Genomic DNA, 15,813 nt, shown 5'->3' with positions numbered 1-15,813 from the left:
CTTGGTCTATTCAAGATTGGAGAGCGAGGTTTCCATGTCCCAAGTCACCAAAACAGACGTTGCCGGTTCCGATACTCCCAAGGCGGATACCGAACGTAAAACTCTGGTCCTGACCGGTGCCAGCCGTGGCATCGGCCATGCGACGGTGAAGCGTTTTTCGCGGGCCGGGTGGCGCGTCATCACCTGCTCGCGACAGGATTTTTCCGACAATTGCCCCTGGCCTGCCGGTCCGGAAGATCACATCAAGGTCGACCTCGCCGATCAGGAAGATGTCGGCAAGGCAATCGCCGAAATCCGCCGCCGTCTCGAAGCCGATGGCAGCAAGCTTCATGCACTAGTCAACAATGCAGGCATTTCGCCGAAGGCGGAGGGCGGACGCCGCATGAATTCCATCGAAACGCCCATGGCGGTCTGGCGCGATGTATTTCAGGTCAACTTCCTTGCCTCGATCATGCTGGCACGTGGCCTGTTCAAGGAACTCGAGGCTGCACATGGCTCGGTCGTCAATGTGACCTCGATCGCGGGTAGCCGCGTGCACCCATTTGCCGGAACCGCCTATGCTACATCGAAGGCCGCACTTGCTGCCCTGACCCGCGAAATGGCCTCCGACTTCGGCCCTTACGGTATCCGCGTCAATGCCATTGCACCGGGAGAAATCGATACGGCGATCCTTTCACCGGGAACCGACAAGCTGGTGGAACAGCTTCCGATGCGCCGCCTCGGCAAGACATCGGAAGTGGCGGAAACCATCTACTTCCTCTGCTCCGAGGCCTCATCCTATGTGACGGGTTCGGAAATTCATATCAATGGCGGCCAGCACGTCTGACATCTTAACAAAGCGCGGAGATTGAAATTCTTCGCGCTTTGGTGCTTATGTCTGTTTCAATCGATTTAACAACAGAGTTGTGCCTTCATGATCCTTTGCTGCGGCGAATCCCTGATCGACATGCTGCCACGCGAAACCGCAGCGGGAGAGACCGCATTCCAGCCTTTCGCGGGTGGCTCCGTCTTCAACACGGCCATCGCACTTGGACGCCTTGAGGTCCCAACCGGTTTCTTTTCAGGCATTTCCTCCGATTTTTTCGGCGAGGTGCTGCGCGATAATCTGGCGCGATCCAATGTCGATTATTCCTTTGCCGCAATCTCAGATCGACCAACGACACTGGCTTTCGTGCGTCTGGTCGATGGGCAGGCGCGTTACGCCTTCTATGATGAAAATACTGCTGGCCGCATGCTGGCCGAGAGCGACATGCCCTATGTCGATGATGCCATCGACGCCATGCTGTTCGGCTGCATCAGCCTGATTTCCGAACCCTGCGGCAGCGTCTATGAAGCGCTGATGACGCGTGAGGCACCAAGGCGGGTCATGTTCCTCGACCCGAATATTCGTGCTGGCTTCATCACCAACCGCGAAAAACATCTGGCGCGCATGAAGCGCATGATCGCGCTCGCCGATATCGTGAAACTTTCAGACGAAGATCTCGCCTGGTTTGGCGAAAAGGGCAGCCACGACGAAATCGCAGCCGAATGGCTGAAGCTCGGACCGAAACTGGTGGTCATTACCAAGGGCGCGCATGGCGCTGACGCCTATACGACCGAGGCAACCGTGCGCGTGCCGGGTGTGAATGTGGACGTGATTGACACCGTTGGCGCCGGCGACACGGTCAATGCGGGCATTCTCGCCAGCCTTCACAATCAGGGCCTTCTCGACAAGGACGCGCTTGCCGGACTGACTGAAGACCAGATTCATTCCGCCGTCGCGCTCGGGGTCCGGGCTGCTGCCGTCACCGTCTCGCGTGCAGGTGCAAACCCGCCATGGGCGCATGAGATGAAGGATTGACGCAAGGCAAAGCCGTGACATGATGCGTCCGGCCTGCGTCGACCTTTTCCGACAAGGTCCGAACAGGAGTCCAGAACATCATGAGCATCGAATTTCTGCTGACATCCTTCATCATCGTTGCATCGCCTGGTACTGGCGTGCTGGTAACGCTTGCGGCAGGGCTGTCCCGTGGCGCACGGGCCTCAGTCATTGCCGCGCTCGGCTGCACGCTCGGCATCGTGCCGCATATGCTGGCTGCCGTGACAGGGCTGGCGGCTCTGCTCCATACCAGCGCACTTGCTTTCGAGGTCATCAAATATGCAGGCGTTGCCTATCTGCTCTATATGGCGTGGATGACGCTCAAGGAGCATGGCACACTGAAGATCGAAACCAACGACGCGCCGCGTTCGGACCGTGAGGTCATCTGGTCGGCGATCCTCGTCAATCTGCTGAACCCCAAACTGTCGATATTCTTCTTTGCCTTCCTGCCGCAGTTCGTAAATACGCAGCAGGGCGGGACGGTTGCCCGTATGGTGGAACTGTCTCTCGTCTTCATGGCGATGACATTCGTGGTATTTGCGTTCTACGGTGTGTTCGCAGCCGCCGTCCGTAACCAGATCATCTCGCGCCCCGCTGTGCTTGCATGGATGCGCCGCAGCTTTGCTGCCGCCTTCGTCGCGCTCGGGGCAAAACTCGCACTGACCGAACGATAGACCATGGCCCAGAATATTTATGATCGCGACGACTTCTTCGCCGCTTACAGCCAGTTGCCACGTTCCGTGCTTGGGCTGGAAGGCGCGCCTGAATGGCCACTTGTCCGTTCACTTTTGCCCGATCTGACCGGCCGTGACGTTGCCGATCTCGGTTGCGGTTTCGGCTGGTTTTGCCGCTTTGCTCGCGAACAGGGAGCTGCCTCCCTCACCGGCTACGACCTTTCAGAAAACATGCTCGAACGCGCACGCCGTGACACACAGGATGACGCCATTCGCTACATTCAGGCCGACATGGAAAGGCTGGAACTTCCAGAAGCAAGCTTCGATCTCGTCTACAGTTCTTTGGCCTTTCACTATATCCGCGACTTCCCGCGTCTTTTGAAAGCGATCCATGCAGCTTTGCGGCCAGAAGGTCGCTTTGTTTTCACGATTGAGCATCCGATCTTCATGGCGCCGCTTACGCCGGGCTGGATCGAGGAAGGCAACGGCCAGAAGCGCTGGCCGGTCTATCATTATGCAGTGGAAGGTGAGAGGCGGACCGATTGGCTGGCAGAGGGTGTCATCAAATATCACCGCCGCCTCAGCACCTCCGTTAATGCGCTGATTGAGGCCGGATTTGCCATCAACCGGCTAGAGGAATGGCATCCGTCGCCAGAGCAGATCGCGGCATGGCCAGCACTGTCGGAGGAGATGGAACGACCTATGCTGTTGATAGTTTCCGCTAGCCGACAGACTGCTTGACCAGCCACATTTCACGCCTTTTATAGGGGTGGGCGGGACACGAATCAGACTGGCGAGGAGAAACCATGGACGTATTGCGCATTGCTGCCTTTTCGCAAGGCAATCAGGGCGGCAATCCCGCTGGAGTGTTGATCGCCGATCGCCTCCCCTCCCCGCAAGATATGCAGAAAATCGCAAAGGATGTGGGCTTTTCCGAAACCGCCTTTGCTGCGCCGGAGGACGACAGCTGGCGCGTTCGCTATTTTGCGCCGGAAATGGAAGTGCCGTTCTGCGGTCACGCTACCATTGCTCTCGGCGCTGCGTTGGCCATGCGCATGGGCGATGGACGTTTCGCACTCAAGCTCAACAATGGCGATATCAGCGTCGAAGGCCGCAAGGAAGGCGAGCTGTTTGCGGCCAGCCTGCAATCGCCACCGACGCGCCAGCGTGCCGCCAACGATGCGGAAGTGGAACAGGCGCTGGCACTGTTCAGTTTCGAACAGGATGATCTGGCACCCGGTCTGGTACCGGCCCTGATCCATGCCGGGGCGGACCATATCGTGCTTCCGCTTCGTTCACGCGAAAAGCTGGCTTCGATGCATTACGACATGGCGCGCGGGCGCATCCTGATGAAGCGGCAAGGCTGGACGACGATCCTGCTCATCTATTCCGAGACGCCGAAGCGCTTCCACAGCCGCAACCCGTTTGCCTCCGGCGGAGTTTATGAAGACCCGGCGACGGGTGCGGCCACGGCGGCCTTTGCCGCCTATCTGCGTGATAGCGGCTGGCCGCATGGCGGCGAGATCGAAGTCTTTCAGGGCGAGGATATGGGCAGTCCGTCACATCTGCGCGCCCAGATCGGCAATGAGCGCGGCGGCTCTATCCGCGTTTCCGGCACCGCACGGTTGATGGAATAGAGCGCATCCCGAAAAGTGTGAAACGGTTTTCGGATAAGATGCGCGTCAAAACAAAAGATTAGGGCGCCGATCTGATCCAGTCAGATCGAAACGCGCTTTAATCGCTCGTTGCAGCTCGTCACACGCGGACGAGCTGCTCCACCCGCTCCTCATTTCCGAAGAACTTGAGATAACGAGCCACTTCCTTGGGATCGCCGGTCGCCTTTTGCGGATTGTCGGAAAGCTTGACCGCCGGATGGCCGTTGGCATCCGTCACCTTGCAGACCAGCGAGATGGCATTCAGCCCTTCGATTTCCTTCGGAGCGCAACCTGCAAAATCATTGGTGAGGTTGGTGCCCCAGCCGAAGCTCATACGCACACGCCCTTCGAAGTGACGGTAAGTCTCCTCGATCGTATCCACATCGAGCGCGTCGGAAAAGATCAGCAGCTTTTCGCGCGGGTCCTTGCCGCGTGACTTCCACCATTCGATGATGCGCTCGCCGCCTTCGATGGGCGGGGCACTGTCGGGGCGGAAGCCGGTCCAGTCGGCAACCCAGTCCGGCGCATTACGCAGGAAGGCAGCCGTGCCGAAAGCATCGGGCAGAACGATCAGAAGATTGCCGCCATAGTAACGGTTCCAGTCCTGCAGCACGCGATAGGGGGCTGAGCGCAGTTCCTCGTCATTCTTGGCAAGAGCTGCCAGCACCATCGGCAATTCATGCGCATTGGTGCCAAGTGCTTCAAGATCGGTATCCATAGCCAGAAGCACATTGCTGGTGCCGGTGAAGGCATCGCCAATGCCTTCCTTCAGCGCTTCGACGCACCAACGCTGCCACAGGAAGGAATGGCGGCGGCGCGTGCCGAAGTCGGAAATCTTCAGCCCCGGCAGCTGGCGCAGGCGTTCAACCTTGCTCCACATCTTCGCCTTGGCGCGCGCATAAAGCACGTCGAGCGAAAACGGTCCGAGGTTCTTCATCGCCGCGCGCGAACGCAGCTCGTTGATGATGGCAAGTGCGGGAATTTCCCACATGGTGGTGTGCGACCACGGTCCATGGAAATGCAGCTCGTACTGGCCGTCCTTGCGGCGCAGATCATATTCCGGAAGCTGGAAATCGTGCAGCCAGTTCAGGAACTCGGGCTGGAAAATCTGCTTGCGGCCATAGAAACTGTTACCCGCCAGCCAGATCATTTCCTTCTTGGAGAAACGCAGCGTGCGGGCATGGTCGAGCTGCGCACGCAATTCGCCCTCATCGATTTCGTCGGCAAGGCGCACCGATGTCGTGCGGTTGATGAGCGAGAAGGTTGCGTCCACCTTGGGGTAAAGGCCCCAAATCATCTGCAGCATCAGAAGCTTGTAGAAGTCCGTATCCAGAAGGCTGCGGACAATGGGATCGAGCTTCCATGCGTGATTGTAGACGCGGCGCGCAATATCAGTCTTGGCCATGACGGCCTCCAGAAAAAGCATGTTTCCGATAGCACAAACATCCGGCTTTACTTCGCCGAGTCGTGCAAAAGGCGGGTTTTCACCCGCCCTTTTTAATCGGTTCACTTCTGTTTGGGAAGCTCTACGACGATTTCGTGTTCTCCGTCCGGCTTGATCGGCACACCCTCTTCCGGCTTGCCGACCTTGCGACCGTTGAGCTTCACCACCTTGTCCTTGGCACTGGGGGCACCTACCACGACCTTCACGCGGTAGAGCGCTTCGCCAAAGCGGAGCTCGGCTTCATAGCCATCCCATTCCGGCGGCAAGGCCGGGTCGAGATGCAGGCGGTCGCCGCGTTTTGTGACGCCAAGGATACCCTCCGTCGCAACGCGGTAGAACCAGCCGGCGGAGCCGGTGTACCAGGTCCAGCCACCCTGCCCGCGACGCGGCTCGACAGAATAGATGTCGGCTGCAATCACATAAGGCTCGACGCGGTAGATATCCGGGTTGCGACCATGGCTGACCGGGCTGATGAGCGAGAACAGACGCCATGCTTCAGCCGTCTTGCCCATGCGGGCAAGCGCCAGAATGGCCCAGGTCGCACCGTGGGTGTACTGGCCGCCATTCTCACGAACGCCCGGTGGATACCCCTTGATGTAGCCCGGCTCCTGAATGGTCCTGTCGAAAGGCGGCGTGAAGAGACGCAGCAATTCACCCTCGTCATCCAGCAGGTACTTTTCAAGCGAGGCCATCGCCTGTTCGGCGCGCTTCGGATCGGCAACGCCGGACAACACGCTCCACGACTGCGCGATGGCATCGATCTGGCATTCGTCGCTGTCCTTCGAGCCAAGCGGTGCGCCGTTGTCGTAGAAACCACGGCGATACCACTGGCCATCCCAACCATCGCGGTCGAGCGCTTCGGTCAGGCTTTCCAGATGTGCTTTCCAGATATCGACGCGCTTCTTGTCCTTGCGCCCTTCGGCAATCGGGATGAATTTACCGAGCGTATAGGCGAGGAACCAGCCAAGCCAAACGCTCTCGCCCTCTCCCTTCACGCCGACGAGATTCATGCCGTCGTTCCAGTCGCCGCCGAGGATCAGCGGCAGACCGTGCTTGCCGGTTCGCTCGACAGCAAGGTCGAGCGCCAAGGCGCAATGCTCATAAAGGCTTGCCGTCTGTTCGGAGATTTCCGGCTGATAGAAGGCATCGTGTTCGCCCTCCTCCAGCTTGCGCCCTTCGAGGAACGGCAGCTTTTCATCGAGGATCGAGCGGTCGCCCGTCGTCTCGACATAAAGCGAAGCGCCATAGCCGAGCCAAACAACATCGTCCGAGATCAGCGTGCGGACGCCCGCCCCGGTCGCTGGCAGCCACCAATGCTGGACATCGCCTTCCGGGAACTGGCGTGATGCCGCATTGAGTATCTGCGCGCGGGCAAGCGTCGGATCGATCAGAAGCAGCGACAGCGTGTCCTGCAACTGATCACGGAAGCCGAACGCACCACTTGCCTGATAGAAGGCAGCGCGGGCCCATATACGGCAGGCAATCGCCTGATAGGGCAGCCAGCCATTGACCAGAAGGTCGAAAGCAGGGTCTGGCGTTTTCACCTGAACGCGGTCGAACAGGCCTTCCCACTGCTGTCTGGCAGCAGCAAGCTTGTCACCGAACGACACCTTGCGGGTTTCGGCGATCAGCGCCTTCGCCTGTCTCTGATCGGCGGCATTGCCGAGCAGGAAGACGATCTCGCGTGCTTCACCCGGCCCCACTTCGATATCAAGAGCGAGCGCCGCACATGGATCGCGGCCTGCTTCGACCGTACCCGAAAGCGCCTTGCCAGCCAGCACGACTTCCGGCTTGTCCACCGAACCGGTGGTGCCGATGAACTCGCTGCGGTCAGCAGTGACGGATTGCGGCTTTTCGGTTGCCGCAAAGAAGGCGATCTGCCCGGACTTGTCCGGATGATACGGATTGCCTGCAAAGAGTGCGCCCAATTCCTCGTCCTGCGAAGGTACAATGAAAGGCACATTCTTGGAGCGGGCATTGCCTAGCACCCATTCCACATAGCCATAGACGCGCAGCTTGCGCTTGGAACGCCCGTTATTGGTCACGGTCAGGCGTGATAGGCGCACCGGCTTGTCCGCATCCACGATGTGGGTGAGGTCGAGTGCCAATTCGCCATGCTGTGCCCCGAAGCTCGAATAGCCGTGGCCATGACGCGCTTCATAGGTCACGGCCTCATCGCGCAGCACGCTTGCCGTTGGCGCAAAGGTGCGGCCCGTTTCACGGTCGAGGACATAGATCGCCTCGCCCGGACGGTTCGTGACCGGATCGTTCGCCCATGGGGTGAGCTGATAATCGCGGCTGTTGCCTGCCCAGGTGAAGGCCGAACCTTCCGCCGAGACATGGAAGCCGAAATTCGGATTGGCGATCACATTGATCCACGGATGCGGCGTGTTGGTGCGGTTGTTGACGCGCACTACATAGCTGCCGTCCTCGGCAAAGCCGCCATAACCATTCCAGAAACGAAGATCGTCCCCGGACGGCGCAGGACGGTTTACTACAGGCTTGACCACAGGACGGCGTTCTTCCGTCCCGCGTTCGATGGCGACAGGCGCAAGCCCCGCAGCACCCAGCCCCTGAGCCGAAGCCTGACCGCCAATGGCAGTCTTGGCATCGCGCGCCGCCAGATCGACGGTGATTTCCTCGCTGCGACGAAGCTGCTCGGCCAGCGAGCCGTTCTGCGCATGCATGACGATGCGCGCCGAGGCGAGCAGCGTGTTGTAGCTTTCGTCGCTCATCTGGTCGCGGCGCACCGCGAAGATGTGCGGCTGACCGCCACCACGGGCGCGGAAACCTTCCACGATCCAGTCGATGGCGCGCTGTGTGTCCTGCGCATAGGAGAAGGCACGCTCGTTGACCGCCACGACATCGACGGTTAGGCCCTTCGAGCGCCAGTATTCCTGCGCGCGCAGCACACCACGCAACACGTCGAGATCAGCTTCGTTGTCGATACGCAATGCGAAAATCGGATAGTCGCCGGATATCGACATCGGCCACAGGTCGGACTGCTTGCCGAGGCCGCTGGCGATGGTTTCCGGCGGCTGGCGCAATGTCCGCTCCGGATAGAGCAGATAGGCGGCCACCTTCTGATAGTCGGCAGCTTCGGCAGGCTTGATGCCGATATGGTAGAGCTGCACCTGCGAGCTGGTCCATGACAGCGAATATTCGCGGGCGAAAGTTTCCGGATGCCGATGCAGCGCCACGGCGTGTTCTACCGCATCGCGGCTGCCGCCTGCGAAGGTCCAGAAAACGAGGCTCACCTTTTTATGCGCCGGAACGCGGACACGTGTACGCACCGAAGCGATCGGGTCGAGCACGCAACCCTGGCTGCCGTTGAACTTGGCACCCTGATCGAAGGCAGCCGCATCACGCAAGCTGCGGCCACGACCGACAAAGGCACGGCGGTCGGTTTCGACTTCCGTTTCGCGGATCGAGCCGGAAAGATCGGTCACGAAATGCGCGACGTGGATGTCCGGATCGGACGGCGCGCGCTTGCGGCGCTTGGCATAGATGGTCGAACCGTTATCGGAGATTTCGGTCTCCACGAACATCTTGGCAAAGGCCGGATGGGCGGCATCGCTGTCGCTGTCGGTCAGCACCAGCTCCGCATAGGAGGTGACCTCGATCATACGGTCGCGGGCGGACGTGTTGATGATGTCGAGCCTGCGGCCTTCGCCGTCCGATTCCGACGACACGATCACTTCCATAACGGTCTTGATGTCACCGGCGGTCTTGTAGAATTCCGCCTTGTCTTCGGTGAAGACCGTTTTGGTTTCCTCTTCCGGGTTGCGGACCGGTTCGCCGGTTGCCGACCACCAGTATCCGCTTTCCATGTCGCGCAGGAACAGGAACGTGCCCTGAAGGTCTTCCGACGCATCGGCGTGGAAGCGGGTAATGTCCCAATTGTGCCAGCGGCTGTAGCCTGAACCGTTTGCTGTCACCATCAGCGCATATTGTCCGTTCGACATCATATGCGTGGTGCGCGGCGCCTTGAACGGCTTGTCGACAATCCGCATCGGCGCATCGTCGAAGCCACCCGAATCCACGCGCATCGGATTTTCCGTCTTGGCGTAGATCATCGGGATTTCGCGCGGTGCCTTTTCCTGCAGGAGCAGTTCGGCGGCCTCGATCACCGGATCGGAGTGGAAACGCTCGCGCATCCGGCCTTCAAAGATCACGTTGTTGACCGCGATGATCGCCATGCCGTGGTGATGGGCGTAGTAGTTCTTCACCACAGCACAGAGTTCGCCTTCGCGAACACGTGACGGCGTAAAGTCCACCGAATCGTGGAAGCCATAGCGTCCGAGCGCGCCAAGCTTGGCAAGGCGCTTCAGGTTCGCGACAGCGGCAGCAGGCTGATACTGCGCGGCGAGCAGGCTCGCATAGGGTGCGATAACCGCATTGCGCGACAGGCCGCGCTGCAGGCCCAGATTGGGCACGCCGAAATTGGAATACTGGTAGTTCATATGCGCATCGCGCGCATTGAACGCCGCTTCCGAAATACCCCATGGCAGACCGCGCGAGGTCGCATAATCGATCTGGCGCTGCACCACGAGCTTGTTGGTCTGGTCAAGCAGCGAACCAAGCGGCTCGGACATGACCAGCGGCGGCATCAGATATTCGAACATCGAGCCGGACCAGGAGAGCAGAGCGCCCTTCCAGCCCACCGGCACCAGAAGACGGCCAAGCTTGAACCAATGTTCGACCGGAACGTCGCCCTTGGCGATGGCGAACAGGCTCGCCAGACGCGCTTCAGACGCCAGAAGATCGTAGCAGCTTTCGTCCAGTTCGTTTTCCTGCACACGGAAACCGATGGAGAGAAGACGGCGTTCCTTCCGTTCAAGGAAACCGAACTGCATATCGAATGCGAGCTGGCGCGAACGGGTAGCAAGATAGCGCAAACGCTCACGCAGCGCGTCCGTATCGTGCTCGCCGATGGAATCCTCAGTATGCGCCTTGCAGGTATCGACGAGAATGCGCGCCCATTCCACGGCTTCAGCGCTTGCCGGGGTTTCGATTTCGCCGTCGAGTTCGTCCATCAGGCGAACGATGTCGGTTGCAAACAGCGACAGGTTGATGGTGCGGAAGGAGGCCGTTTCCGGCTCATCCTTGATGGAAATCACGGCGCGGCGGAAATTGGCAATCCGCTCTTCCAGACGGCGGCGCAGCGGACGCAGAATCCGGCGATCATCCGGGATTTTCGCGATTGTCTCTTCAAGGATGTCGTTGACATCAAGGATACCGTCGAGGTCGCCCTGCATGTAGACGGATGGTGCTTCCGCCCATTCTTCCAGCGCCGACGACAGCGTGACCAAATGCCCGGCAAGGTTGCCGCTATCCACCGCAGAGACATAAAGCGGGCGCATCGGCGTCAGCGTGTTGGTCTCGTACCAGTTGTAGAGATGGCCCTGATACTTCTCCATCTTCTCAAGCGTATCGACAGTGGCTTGAACGCGGTCCAGCGTTTCACCGAAGCCGATCCAGCCGAAATCGCGCGCGGCGACGACGGACAGGAGATAGACGCCGATATTGGTCGGCGACGTGCGCTGCGCGACAATCGGCGCCGGATCTTCCTGGAAGTTGTCCGGCGGCAGATGGTTGTTTTCCTCGTTTGCGAACTCGGCGAAATAACGCCAGGTCCGGCGTGCATAGCGGCGCAGGTCCGACTTGTCGGAAGAAAGCACTTCCAGCGTGTCCTGCGGCTTCGCCGAACGGCTGACCAGCCATGCAATCAGCGGTGAGGCAAACCAGATGACGGCAAATGGCGCTGCGATCATTGCCGCATGACTTTGGGCAGCAAGCGGGATGAAGATCGCCAGACCCGCAATGGCTATGGCCGGCCACATCAGCTGGAAATAAAACAGCAGCGTATCGGGCGAGGTTCTCGCCTGCGCAGCCGTGCGCCATTCCAGAAGATTGCGATGCGAGACGAACAGGCGATAGACGGTACGCACAATCGCATCCGCCATCAGGAACGCCGAATGGGCGATGAAGGTGGTGCGCAGCGCCACATCGGCCGTGCCGAGCGCGATGTCAGTCAGCACCGACTGCGCATGACCTTTCAGCGAATAGTCCATGTTCGATGGAATGAGATTGGTCACAATGCCGAATGTCGGCGCAACGAACATGGAGAGAATGAGGAAGCCCTGCCAGACGGCAGCAGGCCCGATTGGCAGCACGCTCCAGCCGACGACGGCTGCGATCAGCCACAGGATCGGATTGAGCGAGCGGCGCAGGTTGTCGACCATCTTCCAGCGCGTGATGTGGCTGACGCCACGGCTTGTCGAAAACAGCCAGGGCAGAAGCTGCCAGTCGCCACGCGCCCAGCGATGATGACGCGATACGTCGACATTGTAGCCGGTCGGATAATCCTCGACCACTTCGACATCGCTGACCAGAGCCGCGCGGGAATAGCCGCCTTCGAGAAGATCGTGGCTGAGCAGCGTGTTCTCAGGCACGCGGCCCTTCAGCGCTGCCTCGAAGGCATCGATGTCGTAAAGTCCCTTGCCGGTGAAGGTGCCTTCACCGAGCAGGTCCTGATAGGTGTCGGACACGGCGAAGACATAAGGGTCGATACCGCGATTGACGGAGAAGACGCGCTGCAGGAACGACGCCTCGTCACCGGTGGTGAGCGAGGGCGTTACGCGCGGCTGGAGGATGCCGTAACCGCGCACGACCTTGCCGGTCTTTTCGTCGATGATCGGACGGTTCAGAGGATGGCTGAGCTTGCCGGCCAGATGCGTGACGGATTCCGGCGTCAGACGCGTGTCAGCGTCCAGCGTCATCACATATTTGATTTCCTTCGGCAGGCGTTCGTCCGGCGGGAAAAAGCTCGTATCCTGATCACCGCGCAGCAGCAGGTTCAGCTCGTGCAGCTTGCCGCGCTTACGCTCCCAGCCCATCCAGCAATTCTGCTTCTCGTTGAAGAGGCGACGACGATGCATGAGGAAAAAGCGTGGCTGGTCGTCGCCGGTATAATGCTCGTTGAGCTTGGCGATTTCCTCGCGCGCATATTCATAGGTTTCCATATCCGCAGGCGTGATTTCCTGCTTCGCATCAGTCCAGTCACTGACCAGCGCAAAGTAGATTTCACCACGCGGATTGGTGAGATAATGAACTTCCAGATTGCGAATCTGCTCGTCGATGGAATCACGCGAGGTGATGAAGGTCGGCACCGCGACCAGCGTGCGCGCCTCCTCCGGCAAGCCTTCCTTATATTCGAAACCGATGAGCCGCGTCGGCTGGACAAACCACGGCACCAGCGCATTGAACAGCGAATAGGAGGCGTCCATTGCCGGGAAGATCGCCAGAAGCGTGAACAGCGTGCGCAGATCAGTCGAAAGACCGGCGCGGATCATGCAGTAATTGACGAGCAGAAGGATCAGGATCGTGAAGATCGCCGTCGGGATGAACAGCCCCCACAGACCGAGACCACGATAGAAGCGCAGCGCCTTGACGCCGAACGGCGCCTTGTAGCCACAAACCTTTTCCAGCTCCTTGCGACCTTCGCCGGACAGATAATAGGCGATTGCGCCCTTGCCCTCGGCTTCAGGATGACCGGCCTTTTCCGCACGATGTCCGTCTTCGGCCAGTTTCAGCGCTGCCCATGTGATGTCGATTTCGCTCATGTCCGAATAGCGGGCGAGCTTTTCAATGGTCACGCGATAGGCATTGCGAGAACGGAAATCCAGAAGCTCGAAATCGCTGTGGTCACGCAGGATCGCATCGACCTCGTTGACGGTTTCGAACCAGGTTTCCCAGTCCACGTCATCGATGGATTTCAGGCTGCGGATGACATTGCCCATCGTGACGCCGCCGGTAGACTGCCGGGCATGTTCCTCAACGATGGCGTCTTCCGGATTGCTGCCTTCCTGCTCCAGAATCCGTTCCAGCCAGCTGGCAGCAGCCGTGGTGTCGGTCGATGAGGAACGCAAGCGATAAAGAAGATGGGTCGCGAAAGTGCTGTCGCGGGCAGCATCGGCATATTGCGCCAGAACCGAATCCAGTTCGGCACCGTCGGTGGCAACCACGATGCGGTCGGCGGCCGTATTGGCGAGATTGCGCATGATGCGCGCGCGGTCGACGCGCAGCGCCAGACGGCGTGCATTCTCGATCAAGAAATAGCGCACCGCAGAAGGCAGCGCCCACAATTCACCGATCTTCAGGGGCTCGACAGTCTGGAAACCCTTGACGATGGCCGTCAGCGTCTTCAGCGAGAAATTGCTGTCCGTATGGGCGACATAAAGCCAGGCCAGCGCGAAAATGCGCGGCATGCCCTCATATTTCTCAACCGGCGCCTTGTAGAGCGGCAGCTGACGGATGAAGCGGCGTGGCAGGTCGCGGCGGGCCTGCTGCACGTTCTTGTCGATCTGGTAATGATTGTCGAGCAGCCATTGCGCGGCTGGCGTGATGGTCTCGCCCGCACGCGATGCGGCATCGGAGGCGCGATAGGCATGCAGGATCAGCTTGCCGTTTTCGGACAGGCGTTGGTCGAACGGGAAGGCGATATAGCCCGGCAGCGGAATGTCTTCGCCCCGCGCCACGGCAGCGGCAAGCGCGCCAAGCTCTTCCTCGGTTTTGTACAAGGCCCTGATGGGGGATGGTTGTTCGGGCGGAATCCGGCCCGATGCATCGGGCTCGCTGGATTTGGGTTCCATCGAAGGTTTCTGCATCGGCGATTTATTCTCGGTAGAGGTTGAATTGGAGAGCGAAGAAGACAATTCCGGCATCTGCCTTAACAGCCTTTCCGAAGGAAATGAGTTATCTGCGGCGGGTGGATACTGACATTATTCCGAATTTTCATTTCAGGGAAACGGCAGTATCCGTGATCGGTTCCCTGAATGTCGACCGCATTTGGCCAAAATGCGACGGCGCAATGTGCTGATATTCAAACCGTTTGAATCGCAACGCACAATTCTTTCCGCCCATTAATGTTGCGTTATGGAACACCCCGTTTCCTGCAACCCTAACATATTGAAAATAAAAATAATACTACCGCAGGTAACCTGCCGGAAAATTTCAGCGCGGCCCCACCACGCCCGTCGATAGAGAAAAGCCCGGCAGGTCTGCGGGAATCACCGCGCATCTGCCGGGCCTCGTATTTCACTTCACCGGAAAGTGACGATCAGGAACCGGTTTCACTGGCAGGAAAAAGCTTCCAGTAACGCGGTCGGAAGGCGATGCGACTCTTTTCCGCGGCTGGATGTTCGGCTGGAATTTCGATCTCCACCCGCTCGCGTGCGCCGCCTACTTCCAGTTCGACACGCCGCTTGCCGCCCGAGCGACGGCTCGCCACCACCGTGCCTGCGATGCAGCCGCCGCAACCGTCCAGCAATTCAACATCGTGCGGACGGAAGAAGAGCTGCGCATCGCCATCCGCCACATCCTGGGCTGTCAGGCCGATATTGCGATCCACCAGCCAGATCTCGCCCTTTTCGACCCGTACCGGAAGCGTGCTGGACTCGCCGATGAAGCCATAGACGCCCGGGGAATTCGGATTGTCATAGACTTCGTCGGGCGTACCGACCTGCTCGATACGCCCCTGGCTCATCACCACCACGCGGTCGGCGAGCTCCAGCGCCTCGTCCTGATCGTGGGTCACGAAAACGGTCGTATGGCCGGTCTTGTCGTGAATCTCGCGCAGCCAACGGCGCAGTTCCTTGCGCACCAGCGCATCAAGCGCGCCAAACGGTTCATCGAGAAGCAGGACTTTCGGTTCAATCGCCATGGCGCGGGCAAGCGCCACGCGCTGGCGCTGACCACCGGAAAGCTGCGCCGGATAACGCTTCTCCAGTCCCTGTAGCTGAACGAGATCGAGCAATTCCAGCGCGCGGTTGCGAATATCGTCACTCGACGGACGTGTCGCGCTTGGACGCACCTTCAGACCGAAGCCGATATTGTCCGCCACCGTCATATGACGGAACAACGCATAATGCTGAAAGACGAAGCCGACATTGCGCTCCTGAACGCTCTTCTGCGAGGCGTCTTCGTCGCCGAAGAAGATGGTACCTTCGGTCGGCGTTTCCAGCCCGGCAATCAGGCGCAAAAGCGTGGTCTTGCCCGAACCGGAAGGTCCCAGCAAAGCGATCAACTCGCCGGAACGAATATCCAGCGAGACATTATGCAACGCCGGGAAGCGAGCGAACTCCTTACGCACACCGGCAACACGAACTTCCATTCCCAATC

Annotated in this window: 8 protein-coding genes; 5 read left to right on the top strand and 3 right to left on the bottom strand. The window is 59.5% G+C overall.

The window, feature by feature from the left end:
• Window positions 1–34 precede the first annotated feature (34 nt).
• From FG152_RS05105 to FG152_RS05085, 5 genes are all read left to right on the top strand, one after another.
• Window positions 35–826 (top strand): SDR family NAD(P)-dependent oxidoreductase, encoded by a 792-nt coding sequence (locus FG152_RS05105; RefSeq protein WP_010657966.1) that lies wholly within the window; start codon window positions 35–37, stop codon window positions 824–826.
• 87 nt (window positions 827–913) lie between these two features.
• Window positions 914–1,840 (top strand): carbohydrate kinase family protein, encoded by a 927-nt coding sequence (locus FG152_RS05100; protein ID WP_029925972.1) that lies wholly within the window; start codon window positions 914–916, stop codon window positions 1,838–1,840.
• Between the two features lie 80 nt (window positions 1,841–1,920).
• Entirely contained in the window at window positions 1,921–2,532 is a 612-nt protein-coding gene (locus FG152_RS05095; RefSeq protein ID WP_010657964.1) for a LysE family translocator, read from the top strand.
• 3 nt (window positions 2,533–2,535) lie between these two features.
• A complete protein-coding gene (locus FG152_RS05090; protein WP_454502824.1) occupies window positions 2,536–3,273 on the top strand; it encodes a class I SAM-dependent methyltransferase in 738 nt (245 codons plus the stop codon).
• Between the two features lie 65 nt (window positions 3,274–3,338).
• Window positions 3,339–4,169: a PhzF family phenazine biosynthesis protein gene (locus FG152_RS05085; protein WP_029925975.1), complete on the top strand. Its 831-nt coding sequence runs from the start codon at window positions 3,339–3,341 to the stop codon at window positions 4,167–4,169.
• Window positions 4,170–4,287: 118 nt separating this feature from the next.
• On the opposite strand, the gene pncB is transcribed toward FG152_RS05085, so the two are convergent.
• The 3 genes from pncB to FG152_RS05070 all read right to left on the bottom strand — a co-directional run bounded on the left by pncB (window position 4,288) and on the right by FG152_RS05070 (window position 15,805).
• Entirely contained in the window at window positions 4,288–5,592 is a 1,305-nt protein-coding gene (gene pncB / locus FG152_RS05080) for a nicotinate phosphoribosyltransferase (protein ID WP_010657961.1), read from the bottom strand.
• A 101-nt stretch (window positions 5,593–5,693) separates the two neighbouring features.
• Window positions 5,694–14,357: a glycoside hydrolase family 94 protein gene (locus tag FG152_RS05075; RefSeq protein ID WP_029925977.1), complete on the bottom strand. Its 8,664-nt coding sequence runs from the start codon at window positions 14,355–14,357 to the stop codon at window positions 5,694–5,696.
• Between the two features lie 395 nt (window positions 14,358–14,752).
• The gene (locus FG152_RS05070) at window positions 14,753–15,805 is read right to left on the bottom strand and encodes a sulfate/molybdate ABC transporter ATP-binding protein (RefSeq protein WP_029925979.1); all 1,053 of its coding nucleotides are present in this window, start codon (window positions 15,803–15,805) and stop codon (window positions 14,753–14,755) included.
• Window positions 15,806–15,813 lie beyond the last annotated feature (8 nt).

This window comes from Ochrobactrum sp. XJ1, from assembly GCF_024701725.1.
Taxonomy (GTDB): domain Bacteria; phylum Pseudomonadota; class Alphaproteobacteria; order Rhizobiales; family Rhizobiaceae; genus Brucella; species Brucella anthropi.
Note: the sequence above shows the minus strand (reverse complement) of the source record. Positions and strands in the feature narration are given on the sequence as shown.

Bases quoted from the DNA above. Each gene is read 5' to 3' on its own strand.
- FG152_RS05075 (WP_029925977.1), bottom strand. From the start codon at position 14,357: ATGCCGGAATTGTCTTCTTCGCTCTCCAATTCAACCTCTACCGAGAAT.
- FG152_RS05105 (WP_010657966.1), top strand. From the start codon at position 35: ATGTCCCAAGTCACCAAAACAGACGTTGCCGGTTCCGATACTCCCAAG.
- FG152_RS05085 (WP_029925975.1), top strand. From the start codon at position 3,339: ATGGACGTATTGCGCATTGCTGCCTTTTCGCAAGGCAATCAGGGCGGC.
- FG152_RS05100 (WP_029925972.1), top strand. From the start codon at position 914: ATGATCCTTTGCTGCGGCGAATCCCTGATCGACATGCTGCCACGCGAA.
- FG152_RS05070 (WP_029925979.1), bottom strand. From the start codon at position 15,805: ATGGAAGTTCGTGTTGCCGGTGTGCGTAAGGAGTTCGCTCGCTTCCCG.
- pncB (WP_010657961.1), bottom strand. From the start codon at position 5,592: ATGGCCAAGACTGATATTGCGCGCCGCGTCTACAATCACGCATGGAAG.
- FG152_RS05095 (WP_010657964.1), top strand. From the start codon at position 1,921: ATGAGCATCGAATTTCTGCTGACATCCTTCATCATCGTTGCATCGCCT.
- FG152_RS05090 (WP_454502824.1), top strand. From the start codon at position 2,536: ATGGCCCAGAATATTTATGATCGCGACGACTTCTTCGCCGCTTACAGC.